At 63.0% G+C, this 13,911-nt stretch carries 17 protein-coding genes and 1 other RNA gene; 8 read left to right on the top strand and 10 right to left on the bottom strand.

Translation table 11 applies throughout. From position 1 onward, the window contains the following. Positions 1–16: 16 nt before the first annotated feature. The 4 genes from LB545_RS20350 to LB545_RS20335 all read right to left on the bottom strand — a co-directional run bounded on the left by LB545_RS20350 (position 17) and on the right by LB545_RS20335 (position 2,241). Positions 17–904: a sigma-70 family RNA polymerase sigma factor gene (locus tag LB545_RS20350; RefSeq protein ID WP_140495298.1), complete on the bottom strand. Its 888-nt coding sequence runs from the start codon at positions 902–904 to the stop codon at positions 17–19. Between the two features lie 33 nt (positions 905–937). Beyond that, complete coding sequence (locus LB545_RS20345) at positions 938–1,243, bottom strand: hypothetical protein (protein WP_140495300.1); 306 nt, start codon at positions 1,241–1,243, stop codon at positions 938–940. 267 nt (positions 1,244–1,510) lie between these two features. Further along, the gene (locus tag LB545_RS20340; protein WP_140495302.1) at positions 1,511–1,756 is read right to left on the bottom strand and encodes a DUF982 domain-containing protein; all 246 of its coding nucleotides are present in this window, start codon (positions 1,754–1,756) and stop codon (positions 1,511–1,513) included. Between the two features lie 14 nt (positions 1,757–1,770). Further along, complete coding sequence (locus tag LB545_RS20335) at positions 1,771–2,241, bottom strand: MarR family winged helix-turn-helix transcriptional regulator (protein ID WP_140516535.1); 471 nt, start codon at positions 2,239–2,241, stop codon at positions 1,771–1,773. Between the two features lie 148 nt (positions 2,242–2,389). On the opposite strand from LB545_RS20335, the gene LB545_RS20330 reads away from it, so the two are divergent. Next, positions 2,390–4,183: a chloride channel protein gene (locus tag LB545_RS20330; protein ID WP_224705730.1), complete on the top strand. Its 1,794-nt coding sequence runs from the start codon at positions 2,390–2,392 to the stop codon at positions 4,181–4,183. Between the two features lie 12 nt (positions 4,184–4,195). On the opposite strand, the gene LB545_RS20325 is transcribed toward LB545_RS20330, so the two are convergent. The 4 genes from LB545_RS20325 to LB545_RS20310 form a co-directional block, all read right to left on the bottom strand. Continuing rightward, a complete protein-coding gene (locus LB545_RS20325; protein ID WP_224705729.1) occupies positions 4,196–4,417 on the bottom strand; it encodes a ribbon-helix-helix domain-containing protein in 222 nt (73 codons plus the stop codon). Positions 4,418–4,424: 7 nt separating this feature from the next. Further along, the gene (locus tag LB545_RS20320) at positions 4,425–4,622 is read right to left on the bottom strand and encodes a DUF4169 family protein (protein ID WP_140495310.1); all 198 of its coding nucleotides are present in this window, start codon (positions 4,620–4,622) and stop codon (positions 4,425–4,427) included. A gap of 18 nt (positions 4,623–4,640) precedes the next feature. After that, complete coding sequence (locus LB545_RS20315) at positions 4,641–5,174, bottom strand: SspB family protein (RefSeq protein WP_140495312.1); 534 nt, start codon at positions 5,172–5,174, stop codon at positions 4,641–4,643. Positions 5,175–5,319: 145 nt separating this feature from the next. Next, entirely contained in the window at positions 5,320–6,009 is a 690-nt protein-coding gene (locus LB545_RS20310; protein ID WP_140495314.1) for a TetR/AcrR family transcriptional regulator, read from the bottom strand. 186 nt (positions 6,010–6,195) lie between these two features. On the opposite strand from LB545_RS20310, the gene LB545_RS20305 reads away from it, so the two are divergent. Beyond that, the gene (locus tag LB545_RS20305) at positions 6,196–7,401 is read left to right on the top strand and encodes a multidrug effflux MFS transporter (protein WP_140664691.1); all 1,206 of its coding nucleotides are present in this window, start codon (positions 6,196–6,198) and stop codon (positions 7,399–7,401) included. A gap of 64 nt (positions 7,402–7,465) precedes the next feature. Here the strand turns inward: LB545_RS20305 and LB545_RS20300 are convergent, their stop codons facing one another. Both LB545_RS20300 and ssrA read right to left on the bottom strand, forming a co-directional pair. Beyond that, positions 7,466–8,017, bottom strand: a complete 552-nt coding sequence (locus LB545_RS20300) for an AAA family ATPase (protein WP_140664688.1) — start codon at positions 8,015–8,017, stop codon at positions 7,466–7,468. Between the two features lie 115 nt (positions 8,018–8,132). Further along, positions 8,133–8,493, bottom strand: a transfer-messenger RNA (tmRNA) gene (gene ssrA, locus LB545_RS20295). 168 nt (positions 8,494–8,661) lie between these two features. On the opposite strand from ssrA, the gene LB545_RS20290 reads away from it, so the two are divergent. The 6 genes from LB545_RS20290 to LB545_RS20265 all read left to right on the top strand — a co-directional run bounded on the left by LB545_RS20290 (position 8,662) and on the right by LB545_RS20265 (position 13,860). Continuing rightward, complete coding sequence (locus tag LB545_RS20290; protein ID WP_140495320.1) at positions 8,662–8,973, top strand: DUF2853 family protein; 312 nt, start codon at positions 8,662–8,664, stop codon at positions 8,971–8,973. A 303-nt stretch (positions 8,974–9,276) separates the two neighbouring features. After that, positions 9,277–10,071 carry a thymidylate synthase gene (locus LB545_RS20285; protein ID WP_140521267.1) on the top strand — a complete coding sequence of 265 codons (795 nt, stop codon included), beginning with the start codon at positions 9,277–9,279 and terminating at the stop codon, positions 10,069–10,071. Positions 10,072–10,802: 731 nt separating this feature from the next. Further along, entirely contained in the window at positions 10,803–11,597 is a 795-nt protein-coding gene (gene modA, locus LB545_RS20280) for a molybdate ABC transporter substrate-binding protein (RefSeq protein WP_140559667.1), read from the top strand. A gap of 15 nt (positions 11,598–11,612) precedes the next feature. Further along, positions 11,613–12,317, top strand: a complete 705-nt coding sequence (gene modB, locus LB545_RS20275) for a molybdate ABC transporter permease subunit (RefSeq protein WP_140495324.1) — start codon at positions 11,613–11,615, stop codon at positions 12,315–12,317. Beyond that, the gene (gene modC, locus LB545_RS20270; RefSeq protein ID WP_140664685.1) at positions 12,314–13,426 is read left to right on the top strand and encodes a molybdenum ABC transporter ATP-binding protein; all 1,113 of its coding nucleotides are present in this window, start codon (positions 12,314–12,316) and stop codon (positions 13,424–13,426) included. The genes modB and modC overlap by 4 nt, the downstream gene beginning before the upstream one ends. A 92-nt stretch (positions 13,427–13,518) precedes the next feature. After that, the gene (locus LB545_RS20265; RefSeq protein WP_140495328.1) at positions 13,519–13,860 is read left to right on the top strand and encodes a winged helix-turn-helix domain-containing protein; all 342 of its coding nucleotides are present in this window, start codon (positions 13,519–13,521) and stop codon (positions 13,858–13,860) included. Positions 13,861–13,911 lie beyond the last annotated feature (51 nt).

Raw genomic sequence — 13,911 nt, 5'->3', positions numbered from 1 at the left:
GATTTCCCTCGATCGTTCAAATAACGAGCAGTTCGGCGCTGTCGGCGACGTAGCGGGCGTGACGAAAATCGCGGATGGCGGCAAGCTTGCCCTCCTGCCAGACCAGCAGGATGAAATAGGCTGGTCGCGCAGCCGGATCGTTGCCGTCGTGAACGAGGACCACCGGCCTGTCCTCGACGAATCCCGGCACGAAACGCCAATCGCGGAGGCGGGAATAGTTGTGGAAATAGGTGGCCACTTCCTTGGGTCCGGTAAACCGCGTCCTGGCCACCAGCTCCAGGCGAACTTCATCGGCGAGCATGTCGCGCACGGCGTCGAAATCACGGGCGTTGAAGCGATCGATATAGGCTTCGAGCAACAGGCGTTCGGAGACGCCCAACCTGGGAACCGGCCGATCCTCGGGCTCGGCGGCGAGCTGGCGCAAGCGGCCGCGGCCACGATGCAGCGCCGCCTTGACGGCCGGGACGTTGGTGTCCAGCGCGGCGCTGATCTCTTGCAGCGAATAACCCAGAACGTCCATCATGATGACGCTGCTGCGCTGCGCGACGGGCAGGCGCATGAAGGTGTGCAGGCCGGCGGCAGCGGCCTGACGGTCGAAGGTGGCGTTGGCCGGGTCGACGATCATGTCCGGATCCTCATCGGAAAAGACCTTTTCGCGGGCTCGCCGGCGCAGAAAATCGAGTGCCGTGTTGTGCGCGATGCGGAACAGCCAGCCCTCCGGATTTGCGATCTGGCCGGCGTTCGGCAAAGCCTCGAACGCCTTGGCCAGCGCTTCCTGCAACACGTCCTCGCCGTCGAAGACGGAACCCGTCATGCGCGCGCAATAGCGGTGCAGCTTTGGGCGCAAGTCCCCAAGCAGGCGTTCGATGAGCGCGCGGTGCTCGCCAGGAATGAGGATGTTCATACGCCCGCCGTTCTCCACATCGCTTGACCGCGCCTAGTGGTCCAGCATCCGGTAACTGCCCACTACCGTCATCGCCTCGCGATGCGGAGGCTCGATGCAGCGATCCCTGATGCCGTTCTGAAAAGTCGCGAATGCCGCTAGCCCCGGAAGGGTGCCGGCCTGCTCCTCGGTTGCCGCCTCGACCAGATGGAAGAAGGTACCGTCGCCGGACCGCCATGTCATGTAGCGAAACCCTTCGGGCGATTTATCCCGCAATTCCTGGAACACGGCCTTGACCAGCCGCTCGTTCTCGTCGACCAGCTCCGGTTTGGTCCTGTAACGTATCAAATGGTGTTTCATCTTGTCTGTTCCTTTGTCGGCCCTGCACCTTGCAGGTCGCTCATGTCCGAGACGAAGCGGCGGAGCCAAAGGATTCGGGGTTTCCGGAATTTTTTTATGCGGCCCCTTATGTCCCATCTTCCCGATGGTAGCCGGGCTTCGCAAAAGTTGAATGGACGACGGCGCGTTGCTGACGGCTGTCGCGATCTCATCGTGCGCTCACCGTCGATCGAGGACGGTATGTCGGGCCTGTGGTTGGGCCAACAACGCCCAGGCCATGCGCGGCAGTTATTCGACCAGAATGCGCGCTTCCCTCGCGGCTTCGACAAAAGCATCCCTGGCGGTATCGGCCGATACGCCGCCGTTCATGGCCTGTCGGCACGCCCGCAGCGCAGCCTTATGCTTGATGCTTCCCGCATCGCGCCAGTGATTGGTAAGAAGGTCGAGAGCTTGTTCGGCATTGGACAGATTTCGAACGTCGCCAGTAACGCCTGTGGAAACCGGGACTGCCTTGGAAAACCAGATGTTGTACATGGCATAGCCTCCATTCAGCTAGGTTGCGAAACTTGTCTCTGGAGCGTGTCGCGGTCCTTTCGGGCGAGCACGCTCCTCAGCATGGGTTCGATGCGCGAAAGCTCGTCGAGATGCACGGCCGACAAGTCGGCGAGGCAGGCATCGGCCCGCTCGGTCAGTTGCAGCAGCACCTTGCGCTGGTCGTCCTTGTCCTGATCCCTGACGATCAGCCCGGCCTCGCACAGGCGGTTGACCAGTTCGACGGCGCTATGATGACGGATGCGCAAGCGTTCGGCGAGGTCGCCGATGGCTACCGGGCCTCCGCCCGGAAAACCCTTGATGGCGAGCAGTGCCTGATGCTGGCGCGATGTCAGACCGGCGTCTTCGGCCTGTAGCTGGCTGAATTCCAGGAAGCGGCGGATCAGATAGCGGAACTCCGACAGCCGCTGGTAGTCGGCCTGGCTGATGGCGGGGCGGGGTTTTTGCGGATGCGACATATCAGACATGTGTTGTCATTCCGGCCAAAGCTCAAACGATTTCGGGCCAGGCCCGCTTGAATATTTATATCGTATTACGATACATAGCCGCCGGCAAAGCCGTTTTGACGGTTTGCCGATCCTCCAACAGCGACACGCCACGGAAAGCAGGCAGGCAATGAAGACCGAACAGGGCAGTCCCGGACATCTGCGCGATTTCACCACCGACGCCAGGGTGTTGCTGATCGCTGGCATCGCGGTGGTGGTGGCGACGGCCGCGCTGTTTGCCGGCATCATCCTGCTGAAATTGATCCGGCTCGCCACCAACGTCGCCTATTTCGGTCAATTCACGCTCGCCGATCTGAAACTGGAGGACACGCCGCTTGGATATGCCGCCGTCGCCGTGCCGGTGATCGGCGCACTCATCATCGGCCTGATGGCGCGCTACGGCAGCGAGAAGATCCGTGGCCACGGCATTCCAGAAGCGATCGAAGCGATCCTGCTCGGGCGCTCGCGGCTGGACGCCAAGGTCGCGGTGCTGAAGCCGCTGTCGTCGGCGATCTCGATCGGCTCCGGTGGACCGTTCGGCGCCGAGGGCCCAATCATCATGACCGGCGGCGCCATCGGCTCGCTGATCGCGCAGATGCTGCCGGTCAGCGACAATGAGCGCAAGACGCTGCTGGTGGCGGGCGCCGCCGCGGGCATGACCACCGTGTTCGGAACGCCGATCGCCGCCATCATGCTGGCGGTGGAACTGCTTCTGTTCGAGTGGACGCCGCGCAGCTTCATTCCGGTGGCGGTGGCTGCCATCGTGGCGGAGGTCGAGCGCACCATGCTGCACATGCCGGGACCGATCTTTCCGTTTCAGGGCGGCATGGCGATTTCCTTTGCCGGTCTTGGCGGCTGGGTCCTGATCGGCGTTGCCGCCGGCCTCCTGTCTGCCTTGCTGACGCAGATGGTCTATGCCTGCGAGGACGGTTTCCAGAAGCTGCCGATCCACTGGATGTGGTGGCCGATGCTCGGCGGCCTCGTCGTCGGCATTGGCGGCTTGATCGAGCCGCAGGCGCTCGGCGTCGGCTACGACAACATATCCAGCATGCTGGACGGCCGTACGATCGCAACGGCGGCACTCCTGTTGTTGGTGGTGAAAGCCGTCATCTGGTCCGTGGCGTTGGGCTCGGGAACGTCGGGCGGCGTGCTGGCGCCACTGCTGATCATGGGCGGCGCGATGGGCGCGGTGCTCGCCGGCTTCCTGCCGGCGGCCGATCCCGGCTTCTGGGCGCTGCTGGCGATGGCGGCGACCATGGGTGGCACGATGCGCGCGCCGCTGACGGCGACCTTCTTCGCGGTCGAATTGACCGGCAACACGCATGTGCTGGTGCCGCTGATCGCGGCCTGCGCCGCCGCCCATGCGGTGACGGTGCTTTTGATGAAACGTTCCATCCTGACCGAGAAGATCGCCAGGCGAGGGCATCATCTGGTGCGCGAATACCGGGTCGATCCGTTCGCGCTGACCAGGGTGCATGAAGTGATGACCACGCAGGTTCAGAGCGTGCCGGCGACGATGACGCTGCATGGTGCGGCGGCATTCCTGACCGCGCCGGAGACGCGTCATCCGAGCTTCCCGGTCATTGACGGCAACAGGCAGGTGCTCGGACTCATCGATCCACCGGCGATCCTGCGCTGGCGGCGTGCCGGCAAGCACCGGACGACGACGCTCGGCGAATTACTGGCCGGCAGCAAGGTGACGCTTGCCTATCCCGATGAATATCTGGAAGGCCTGTCGGACAAGCTCCTGATGGCCAACGTGTCGCATCTGCCGGTCGTGGCACGCGACGACGGAACGCTGGTCGGTTACGTCGGCTGGAAGGACCTGATGCGCGTCAGATCCAGGAAACAGGCGGAAGAGCGCGATCGCACGGCCCTGCTGGGGTTCGGCACCCGCCGCGGGAAACAGGAAGGCGCTGCCTGACGGCGTCCGGCATCAGGCGCGGCCGTGCTTCGCCCAGGCCAGTACATGGATCCGGAGCGCCGAGGACAGATTGGTGTCACGCGGCCGGTTTTCGTCGACTTCCGCGACCAGCGCGGCAAGGGTCAGATTGCGCGCGGCGGCGATGGCGACAAGGTCGTCAAAAAACGGCTTTTCGAGCGAATAGCTGGTGCGGTGGCCACGGATCGTCACCGAGCGTTTTTCGACCGGGCTCACCTGGAGCTCATTTGGGGTCCGGATCGGGCGACGGTTGACGCCGATGGCCCGCGACGAAGAACTCGGCCTTTTCGGCAACCAGGCGGTCGCGTTCCTTCTCTGCCCCGGAGCGGCCGTACAGGGCGCGGTTCTGGCTGGCAGTGCGTTCCTTCTCCAGCCTTGCCTTCTGCTTGCGAGCCTGGCGCAGATTGACGATGTCGGCCATGACGCGCGACCCGAAGGCTTATTTCTTGCGGAAGGCGTCGAGCGAGACGACTTCGGCGCCCTTGGCGGCATCGGCATCGGCCGCCTTCTTCTCGGGTTCGGCGGCCTTCTTCTCCGCCTTCGGCTTTTTCTCGGAGACGATGGCGAGCGGTTCGGACGCCGGCTGGGAAGCTGGTTCGTCATCTGACTGGCCTTCGGTCTTGACGTCGAATTCGAGTTCGAAGTTAACCGACGGATCGTAGAAGCCGCGCACCGCCGAGAACGGGATTTCGAGTTTTTCCGGCACGTCCGAGAAGGAGAGCCCGACCTCGAAACCGGTCTCGGTGACCTTCAGGTCCCAATACTGGAACTGGATGACGATGGTCATCTGCTCCGGATAGCGCTCGCGCAGCCGCGAAGACACGCGCACGCCCGGCGCGCCGGTCAGGAAGGTGATGAAGAAATGATGGTTGCCGGGGAGGCCGGTGCGCGCGACCTCGGCCAGGACCTTGCGCATGACGCCGCGCAACGCCTCCTGGGCCAGAATGTCATAGCGGATGTGGTCGTCGGCCATGTGGCGGTCGGGTTCCGTTGAATCGTCCGCATAGCTGTAATCAAGCTTGAGCGCGGCGTAAACCGCATATAGACCGCCGCCGCGAGGAAGCGAGGACGATTGCCGAGATTTGATCGCGGAAGCCGGCTTGCGTCACCCGCAAATGTCACGCGTTGGCAAGCGCGGCGTGTTTCTTGACGCTGGTCGGGGAGGGGCGCTTGCCGAAAGCGCGCAGGAAGGTGCGCACGCCATTTGTCGCCGATTGCACGACCTCGTCCTCGGCCGGGGTGCCGCCGAGCATGAAGGTCGTCTGCAATTCAGCATTGACGAGGCCGAGGAACTGCCGCGCCGCGACGTCGGGGTCGTCGATCGCGAGGTAACCGCCATAGGCAAGGCGGGCGAAGCGGGCGGCGATTGCCGGCCATGTCCTGCCAGGACCCTGTTCGCGCCATTCGGCGAACAGTTCGGGGTAGCGCTCGCCTTCGGTCTGGATCAGCTTGCGCAGGAATTTTCCGTCGCGGTTGCAGATGCAGTTCTGGTTCAGGCGCACGGCAAAGCCGATCAGATCCGCTTCCAGATCCCTCGGCTGGTCCGGGAACGTGGCGATGGTGGCGAAGATGCCGGCATTGCAGCGCTCGGTGAGATCGCGGACTACGGCGATGAAGAGCTTTTCCTTGTCGCCATGGTGGTTGTAGACGGTCTGGCGCGAGACACCCGCCTCGGCGGCGATCAGGTCGATATTGGCGCCGGCAAAGCCCTCGCGGCAGAACACGGAAGCGGCTGCGTCGACCACCGAGATGCGCTTGGCCTCGTGGCTGCGTGGCGGGAAACTGTCAGGAGAAACACCCGGTCTCATGAAAATCTATATAGAGGTGATTGACGATTTAGACAAGACTGTCTAAATTTGTGGACACACTATAAGGGGTTCACCTCTGGACAGGCGAACAATTCGCTCTCGGAGAGTCGGAATCCCACGGGATCGAACGTCCTGGGGTCAGACGTCGCCTTGCGGCGGCAACCAGATTCGAAAGAAGCCAACATCATGAGTCCCAAATTCCTCCGCATCGCGGTCGTGCTCGGCCTGTTGTCCGCCATCGGGCCCTTCGCCATCGATATGTATCTGCCCGCATTGCCCTCGATCGGCGCGGATCTCAACGCCGGCACCGCAGCCGTGCAGATGAGCCTTTTGATCTTCTTCCTGTCGATGGGCTTCGGCCAGATCGTCGTCGGGCCGATCTCCGATATGGTCGGACGCAAGCTGCCGCTCTATGGCGGTCTTGCGCTGTTCATGGTCGGCGGCGTCGGTTCGGCATTGGCGCCGACCATCGAATGGCTGATCGCCTTCCGTTTCCTGCAGGGCCTTGGCGCCAGCGCCGGCATGGCCATTCCGCGCGCGATCGTGCGCGACCTGCACACTGGCAACGAAGCCGCCAAGCTGATGTCGTTGCTGATGCTGGTGTTCTCGGTATCGCCGATCCTGGCGCCGCTGACCGGCAGCCAGATCATCGAGAGTTTCGGCTGGCGCGCCGTGTTCTGGACCGTCACGGCCGCAGCGGTGCTAGCAACCATCCTGCTCGCGACCTCGCTCAAGGAGACGCGGCCGGCTGAAGAACGCGCCGGTTCTTCCTTTGGCACCGCCCTTTCAGGCTACCGTTTCCTGATGGGGGACCGCAATTTCCTCGGCCTGGTGGCGATCGCGGGCTTCGGCATTGCGAGCTTCTTCGTCTATCTGTCGAGCTCGTCCTTCATCCTGATCGACCATTACGGCCTGTCGCCTTCGGTCTATAGCGTGTTCTTCTCGATCAATGCCGTCGCCTTCATCGGCATGTCGCAGCTCACCGGCCTGCTTTCCGAGCGTTTCGGGCTCAAGCGGGTGGTGTGGGTAGCGGTGACCGGCTACGCCACGACGATGGTGGCACTGTTCGCTATCATGGCTTCCGGCGTGGACCGGCTGGATGTGATGGCGGCGCTGCTGTTCGTCGGCTATGGCTTCCTCGGCCTGGTCATTCCGACCACCTCGGTATTGGCCATGGAGGAGCATGGCGAGATCGCCGGCACGGCTTCGGCGCTGATGGGCACGCTGCACTTCGCCATCGGTGCGCTCGCCATGGGTGTCGCGGGCATCTTTTTCGACGGCACGCCGTTGCCGATGGTCGCCGGCATCACGCTCTGCGCGGTGATCTCCTTCACCCTGGCCAAGATCACGCTCGGCCGTTCGCGCGAGGCCGTCGAAGCGCCGGCGGAGTAGGCAATCGCTAATAAATTGAAAGAGGCCGGGAAATTGAAAGAGGCCGGGGCGATCCCGGCCTTTTTCATGCCAATCCCGTTTCGTCCAGCATGAAGCGCAGCCGTGTCTCGACAGGCGCCAGGGGCAGCCGTACCAGTTCATAACCGAGTTCGGCATAGACGCCGACCAGCGCGTGACAGGTACACTCGGCTTCGTCGAGCGTTTGCTTGCGTTCTTCATCCTGCGTGAAGATTTCGGGCCAAGGCGGGGCAACGAAGACACGAGGGTTGTAGCGGCAACGCTTCGCTGCGATGCCGACGTGATCGGGCACCGGCAGACCGCTGAGGCGGAGATAGCCCAGCGTGTCGGGCACGCCACGATCGAGGAAGACCGGTCCTTCCTGTTCGATCGCGGCTTGGTACGAGCGCATCTCCCAGGACAGCATCAATTCGGCAAACAATGCGCGATCGCTCCAAGGCAAAGCGGAGCCGCCAATGGCGGACTGGTCGCGAATGATGCCGCGTCCGGCCTCGACCGAGGTGGCGAACCCTGCACGGCGCAAGGCTTCGATCAGTGTGGTCTTGCCGGAGCCCGGACCGCCGGTCACCACGAAGAATCGGTCGGAATTGTTTTGCATTTTTTACCCATGTCGAAGGAGGCACGCGGCTCCACTGCGTCGCCTCCCATGGGCCGAACGAAGTCTAGCCGGCGCGAGCGTGCCGTTGCGCGTGATGCCGATGAAAAAGGGGAGAAGTGGAGGTTTCTGTTGCCAGGTACCTCCGAACCCCGCCTAGAAGTGCGAACCCCTAGGGCTTGATTTGAAGCTATCGCACTGCATTAAGCAGCGAGACGTGCTTCCGCATAGTTGTCGTTGGCAACTATAAGTTTAGCCCGATGACGGTGGTACAATGCCGGGCAAAAGTACGATCTTTACACCTTCGTCGATCCTATTTCGCCCCCAGCAAAAGCCGCTCCGTCTTCCAGAGCGGTTTTTGGTGGAGGCGCCGGGTACCGCCCCCGGGTCCGAACGGCTTATTTCATCGCCAGTTTATCGCCATAGTCGGTCAAGCCGACGAAGCGAATATAAGGGTCCGTCGCCAGAAATGAAAGACCGCAATGGTGCTTTGTCCCTGTGTCAAAATGCGACGCGGCAGGGTTGACTTGGGAACGGTCTCAACCGAAGCTTTGCCGCGGTGAGGAGTTACCGACCGAGCGCACGAGTTGCGGAGCGCGCCACAGCCCTCATCGACCGGATCCGTGGCGCCGACGAGGGGAATTTTGATGGCCGACTATCTTGCAGACGTGAAGAAATACGACGCCGCCGCGAGTGCGGAAATTGTCGAGAAGATCGTCAAGCATCTGGGCATCGCGCTCAGGAACCGCGACTCCTCGCTGGTGTCCTGCACCGATCCCAAAGAACTCGAGCGCGTCCGGGAAAACTGGGTCGGCAAGAAGCTCGGCGTCGCCGATGCGGCGAAGGCAGATGCTGCGATCGAGAAGACCTGCAAGGCGATGGCCGCAGACAACACCAAGAATCGAGTGACTTTTTACTACCTCGTTGCCAAGGACCTGGGAAAGCTCGGTTCGCTCTGAGAATTCCGTGCTCGCGCGGCTGCTGAAGCGCGCCGCTGGTTTGTAACGGGCACGGCTTGTGCTGCCCCTCATCTGGCTGCCGCCATCTTCTCCCCGTATAGAGACGGGGAGAGGAATGCTGTCACCGATGGTTTCGCCAATTGCCGGCGTTGCAAGACGGACACCGAGGCTGCGGCCAGTTTGCTTGGATGTCGGCGCAGACGCCGAAACAGTGATGAGGCAAGCGTCGCCTGCGCCGTTTTGATGTGTTCGGCCGCCTGTCTAGCAGCTATAATGCTCGCACAATCGAATCGAGCCGAACCGATGCGCCAGTATCTCGACCTTCTGCAGCACGTGCTGGATCATGGCGCCGACCGCGGCGACCGCACGGGCACGGGCACGCGCTCCGTGTTCGGCTACCAGATGCGCTTCGATCTGGCGCGCGGCTTTCCCGTCACCACCACCAAGAAGCTGCACCTGAAATCGATCATTCATGAGCTTTTGTGGTTCCTGGCCGGCGAAACCAATATCAAATATCTGACCGACCATGGCGTTTCCATCTGGGACGAATGGGCTGACGAGAATGGCGACCTTGGCCCCGTCTATGGCAAGCAGTGGCGTTCCTGGCCGGACGGCCATGGCGGGTCGATCGATCAGATAAACAATCTTGTGAAAGAGATACGCCGCAATCCTCAATCGCGGCGGCTGATCGTTTCGGCCTGGAATCCGGCCGAGGTGGAGGCGATGGCGTTGCCGCCATGCCATTGCCTGTTCCAGTTCTACGTCTCGGAAGGCCGGCTTTCCTGCCAGCTTTACCAGCGTTCCGGCGACATCTTCCTCGGCGTGCCGTTCAACATCGCCTCCTACGCCCTGCTGACGCTGATGGTGGCGCAGGTGACCGGCCTGAAGCCCGGTGATTTCGTCCATACGCTCGGCGACGCGCATCTTTATTCGAACCATTTCGAGCAGGCGCGCGAGCAACTTCGGCGCACGCCAAGAACGCTGCCGACCATGTGGATCAACCCTGAAGTGAAGGATCTCTTCGCCTTCCGCTTCGAGGATTTCCGGCTGGAAAACTATGTCGCCGACGCGACGATCAAGGCGCCGATCGCGGTCTGAACCGCCGGCGCAACCTTGCCGACCTGACGTCTCGAGGCCGTGGCGATGGTGGTGCCTCGCCGGTACGTCGTTTTGATATCTTTTCGACAAGATCGGTCGACCTTACCCTCAGGCCAGGAGATTTCCGGGGGAGGCGTCCATGCGACTGTCAGCAGCGGTATTTGCGCTCGTCTTTGTCTTCGCTTTCAATGCCCACGCATTTGCCGAGTGCGGGTGTGAATGCATCAACAACAGCATGAAGCCGTTCTGCGACGATCCAGCTGCGAAGCTGCCAAACTGTCCCCGCGCGACTTGCAAGCCCGCTGACGCAAAGGGGAATGACCTTCCCGCAAGCGCCATATCAAGCGAGACGCGGTATGTCTGCAAAGTGCGGATGGTGAAGACGCCGGAAGGCTCGTTTCGACACACACTTATCTGCATTTAGACATTGTCTCGCCTCTCCCAATAGATCACGGCGGCGACAGCTATGTCGCCCAAAAGTGACCGCAGTTTTGGGGGAACGACGCGCTTTAGAAGATTTCAGCCTTGGTTCCGTCGAGGGCAACGGGCGCCGATTTTCTTGTGACGTCTTCGTCTGCCTTTCGCTGTATCCGTGCTGGTCTATCGCAGGTCGCGATGACGCCGCGCATTCAATGGCGACGCTGGGCGAAAAATCTTTCCTTGTTATATTCATCCGGATATATCGGATGGCAGGCTTCGAGCAGGCCGGATGCCAACTCAGGGAGAGCTTCATGACGCGCAACGGTTTTGCAGTGGCGGCGGTCGCCATTGGTGGCTTCGCGGCGGCGTGGACGGCAGCAGTGCCGGCGGCGCGCGCGCAAGACGAGGTCGTGGTGTTTGCGGCCGCCAGCCTCAAGGACGCGCTCGACGCGGTCAACAAGGCCTGCGCGGCAGATGTCGGCGAAGCGGCGACCATCTCCTACGCGGCGAGTTCGGCGCTCGCCAAGCAGATCGAAAGCGGCGCGCCGGCGGACGTCTTCATCTCGGCCGATCTCGACTGGATGAAGTATCTTTCCGACAGGAAGCTGACCAAGCCCGATACCGAAGTGAAGCTGCTCGGCAACCAGATCGTGCTGGTGGCGCCGAAGGATTCGGGCGTTGAAGCCAAGATCGAAAAGGGTTTTGATCTGGCCAGACTGGTCGGCGACGGCAAGCTCGCCATGGGCGACCTCAAGGCTGTGCCGGCTGGCAAATACGGCAAGGCCGCGCTTGAATCGCTCGGCGTCTGGTCCTCGGTCGAGGGCAAGGTGGCGCAGGCCGAGAATGTGCGTGCGGCGCTCAAGCTGGTCTCGACGGGCGAAGCGACTCTCGGCATCGTCTACGCCACGGACGCGCATGCCGAAAAGGGCGTCAAGGTGGTTGGTGTTTTCCCCGAGGATTCACATCCGCCGATCATCTATCCGGTTGCCCAAACGGCTGATTCGAAGGACAAGGACACGCCTGCCTTCCTGAAGTGCCTGCGGACGGCAAAGGCATCGGATCTATTCAAGGAGCAGGGTTTCACGGTCCTTGCGCCCGTCAACTAGGATAGCCACCTGCGCATGAACTGGCTGCTGGACCTCACTCCCGACGAATGGAATGCGGTCCGGCTGTCCATCAAGGTGGCGACAGTGGCGATGATCGCCAGCCTGCCGCCGGGCATAGCGATAGCGCTGCTCCTGGCGCGCGGCCGCTTCTGGGGCAAGACGCTGCTCAACGGGCTGGTGCATCTGCCGCTGATCCTGCCGCCCGTGGTGACCGGCTATCTCCTGCTTCTGACCTTCGGCAAGCGCGGGCCGGCCGGCGCATTCCTGGCCGAGCATTTCGGCATCGTTTTTTCCTTTCGCTGGACGGGTGCGGCTCTTGCCTGCGGCGTCATGGGTTTTCCGCTGATGGTGCGGGCGATCCGATTGTCGATCGAGGCCGTCGACCGCAAGATGGAGGCGGCGGCCGGAACGCTCGGCGCCAGCCCGCCATGGGTGTTCGGCACCATCACCTTGCCGCTGATCTTGCCTGGGCTGATCGCCGGTGCCATCCTCTCCTTCGCCAAGGCGATGGGCGAGTTCGGAGCGACGATCACCTTCGTCTCCAACATCCCGAACGAGACGCAGACGCTGCCGTCGGCAATCTACACGTTCACCCAGGTGCCGGGCGGCGATGCCGGCGCGCTTCGGCTGACGCTGATCTCGATCGTCATCTCGATGGCCGCCCTGGTGGCCTCGGAAGTGCTGGCGCGGCGCGTCGGCCGGCGGATGGACATCGAATGACGGTCCTTGTCGACATCCGCCATCGGCTCGGCGATTTCCCGCTCGACATCCGCTTCGAGAGCGCCGGGCGGCTGACGGCGCTGTTCGGGCCCTCTGGCTCGGGCAAGACGACGCTGATCAATATGATTGCCGGGTTGATCCGGCCCGATCAGGGACGCATCGAGATCGATGGGCGTGTGCTGGTCGACACCGCCAAGGGCATTTTCGTGCCGAAGCACAGGCGCCGGATCGGCATGGTGTTCCAGGACGCGCGTCTGTTTCCGCATATGAGCGTGGCGAGCAATTTGCGCTACGGCCGCTGGTTCACGCCGGCGGCGGAGCGTTATGCCGAGATCGACGCCGTCGTCGAATTGCTCGGCATCGAGCCGCTGCTGGCGCGGCGGCCGGCAAAGCTCTCGGGCGGCGAGAGGCAGCGCGTCGCGATCGGCCGGGCGCTGCTCGCCAGCCCCCGGCTGTTGCTGATGGACGAGCCGCTGGCCTCGCTCGACGAGGCGCGCAAGGCCGAAATCCTGCCCTATGTCGAGCGCCTGCGCGACGAGACCAAGATCCCGATCGTCTATGTCAGCCATTCGATCGCCGAGGTGGCGCGGCTGGCGAGCGACGTGGTGATGCTGGCGCGAGGCAAGCTTGCCGCCAGCGGCCCGACCACGGCTGTCATGCAAAGGCTGGACCTTCTGCCGGCGGAGGAGCGCGGCGAGGGCGGCGCGGTGCTGGACGCCAGCGTACTGCAGCATGACGAGGTTTTCGGCATGACGGTGCTTGGCTCGAACGCCGGCGAGATACGCGTGCCCAAGCTGGCGGCGACGGTGGGCGCGCCGGTGCGCATACGCATCCGCGCGCGCGACGTCATGATCGCCACCGAACGGCCGTCTGGTCTCAGCGCGCTCAACATCCTGGCCGGCACGATCGTCGCGATCAGACCGGGCGAGGGGCCGACGGTCGAGATCGGTATCGACTGCAACGGCGCGACCGTGCTGGCACGGGTCACCGAACAGTCGCGGCAGGTTCTGAAGCTGCGGCTCGGCGGACAGGTCTTCGCCGTGATCAAGACGGTGAGTTTCGACCAGGCAAACACCGGGGGCGGGCTCCCCGCGGAGGCGGACGGCTGAGACGGCGAGCGGGTCTCTGCGCTATATCGATTTGGAATAGCGAGGCGGCCAGGGACGCTCTAACATGGCGGGCGTGATCGCGGAGGAAGACAATGCCGTCGCTGAGCTTGCGGATAAATCTCGACCCCGACGGGCGCATCGGGCCGGGCAAGATCGAATTGCTGGAGCAGATCGCCGCCTTCGGTTCGATCTCGGCCGCCGCGCGCGGCATGGAGATGTCCTACAAGCATGCGTGGGACCTGGTCGAGGACATGAACCGGGTGTTCGGCAAGCCGCTGGTGGCCGCGCAGACCGGCGGCCGCAAGGGCGGCGGCGCACAATTGACGGCGGTGGGCCTGGCCGTGGTCAGCCGTTTCCGCGCCATCGAACGCGCGGCGGCTTCGGCCGCCGCGACGCATATGGAGGCGTTGCAGGCGGAGATTGAGGAGGGGTAGGGCAGTAGGGCAGTAGGGCAGTAGGGCAGTAGGGCAGTAGGGCAGTAGGGC

Source organism: Mesorhizobium sp. BR1-1-6, assembly GCF_020165355.1.
GTDB lineage: Bacteria > Pseudomonadota > Alphaproteobacteria > Rhizobiales > Rhizobiaceae > Mesorhizobium.
The sequence above is the reverse complement of the archived record's forward strand: the minus strand, read 5'-3'. Positions and strand labels throughout refer to the sequence as shown.

Coding starts and splice junctions, on each gene's coding strand:
- LB545_RS20350 (WP_140495298.1), bottom strand. CDS start 904: ATGAACATCCTCATTCCTGGCGAGCACCGCGCGCTCATCGAACGCCTG.
- LB545_RS20345 (WP_140495300.1), bottom strand. CDS start 1,243: ATGAAACACCATTTGATACGTTACAGGACCAAACCGGAGCTGGTCGAC.
- LB545_RS20340 (WP_140495302.1), bottom strand. CDS start 1,756: ATGTACAACATCTGGTTTTCCAAGGCAGTCCCGGTTTCCACAGGCGTT.
- LB545_RS20335 (WP_140516535.1), bottom strand. CDS start 2,241: ATGTCTGATATGTCGCATCCGCAAAAACCCCGCCCCGCCATCAGCCAG.
- LB545_RS20330 (WP_224705730.1), top strand. CDS start 2,390: ATGAAGACCGAACAGGGCAGTCCCGGACATCTGCGCGATTTCACCACC.
- LB545_RS20320 (WP_140495310.1), bottom strand. CDS start 4,622: ATGGCCGACATCGTCAATCTGCGCCAGGCTCGCAAGCAGAAGGCAAGG.
- LB545_RS20315 (WP_140495312.1), bottom strand. CDS start 5,174: ATGGCCGACGACCACATCCGCTATGACATTCTGGCCCAGGAGGCGTTG.
- LB545_RS20310 (WP_140495314.1), bottom strand. CDS start 6,009: ATGAGACCGGGTGTTTCTCCTGACAGTTTCCCGCCACGCAGCCACGAG.
- LB545_RS20305 (WP_140664691.1), top strand. CDS start 6,196: ATGAGTCCCAAATTCCTCCGCATCGCGGTCGTGCTCGGCCTGTTGTCC.
- LB545_RS20300 (WP_140664688.1), bottom strand. CDS start 8,017: ATGCAAAACAATTCCGACCGATTCTTCGTGGTGACCGGCGGTCCGGGC.
- LB545_RS20290 (WP_140495320.1), top strand. CDS start 8,662: ATGGCCGACTATCTTGCAGACGTGAAGAAATACGACGCCGCCGCGAGT.
- LB545_RS20285 (WP_140521267.1), top strand. CDS start 9,277: ATGCGCCAGTATCTCGACCTTCTGCAGCACGTGCTGGATCATGGCGCC.
- modA (WP_140559667.1), top strand. CDS start 10,803: ATGACGCGCAACGGTTTTGCAGTGGCGGCGGTCGCCATTGGTGGCTTC.
- modB (WP_140495324.1), top strand. CDS start 11,613: ATGAACTGGCTGCTGGACCTCACTCCCGACGAATGGAATGCGGTCCGG.
- modC (WP_140664685.1), top strand. CDS start 12,314: ATGACGGTCCTTGTCGACATCCGCCATCGGCTCGGCGATTTCCCGCTC.
- LB545_RS20265 (WP_140495328.1), top strand. CDS start 13,519: ATGCCGTCGCTGAGCTTGCGGATAAATCTCGACCCCGACGGGCGCATC.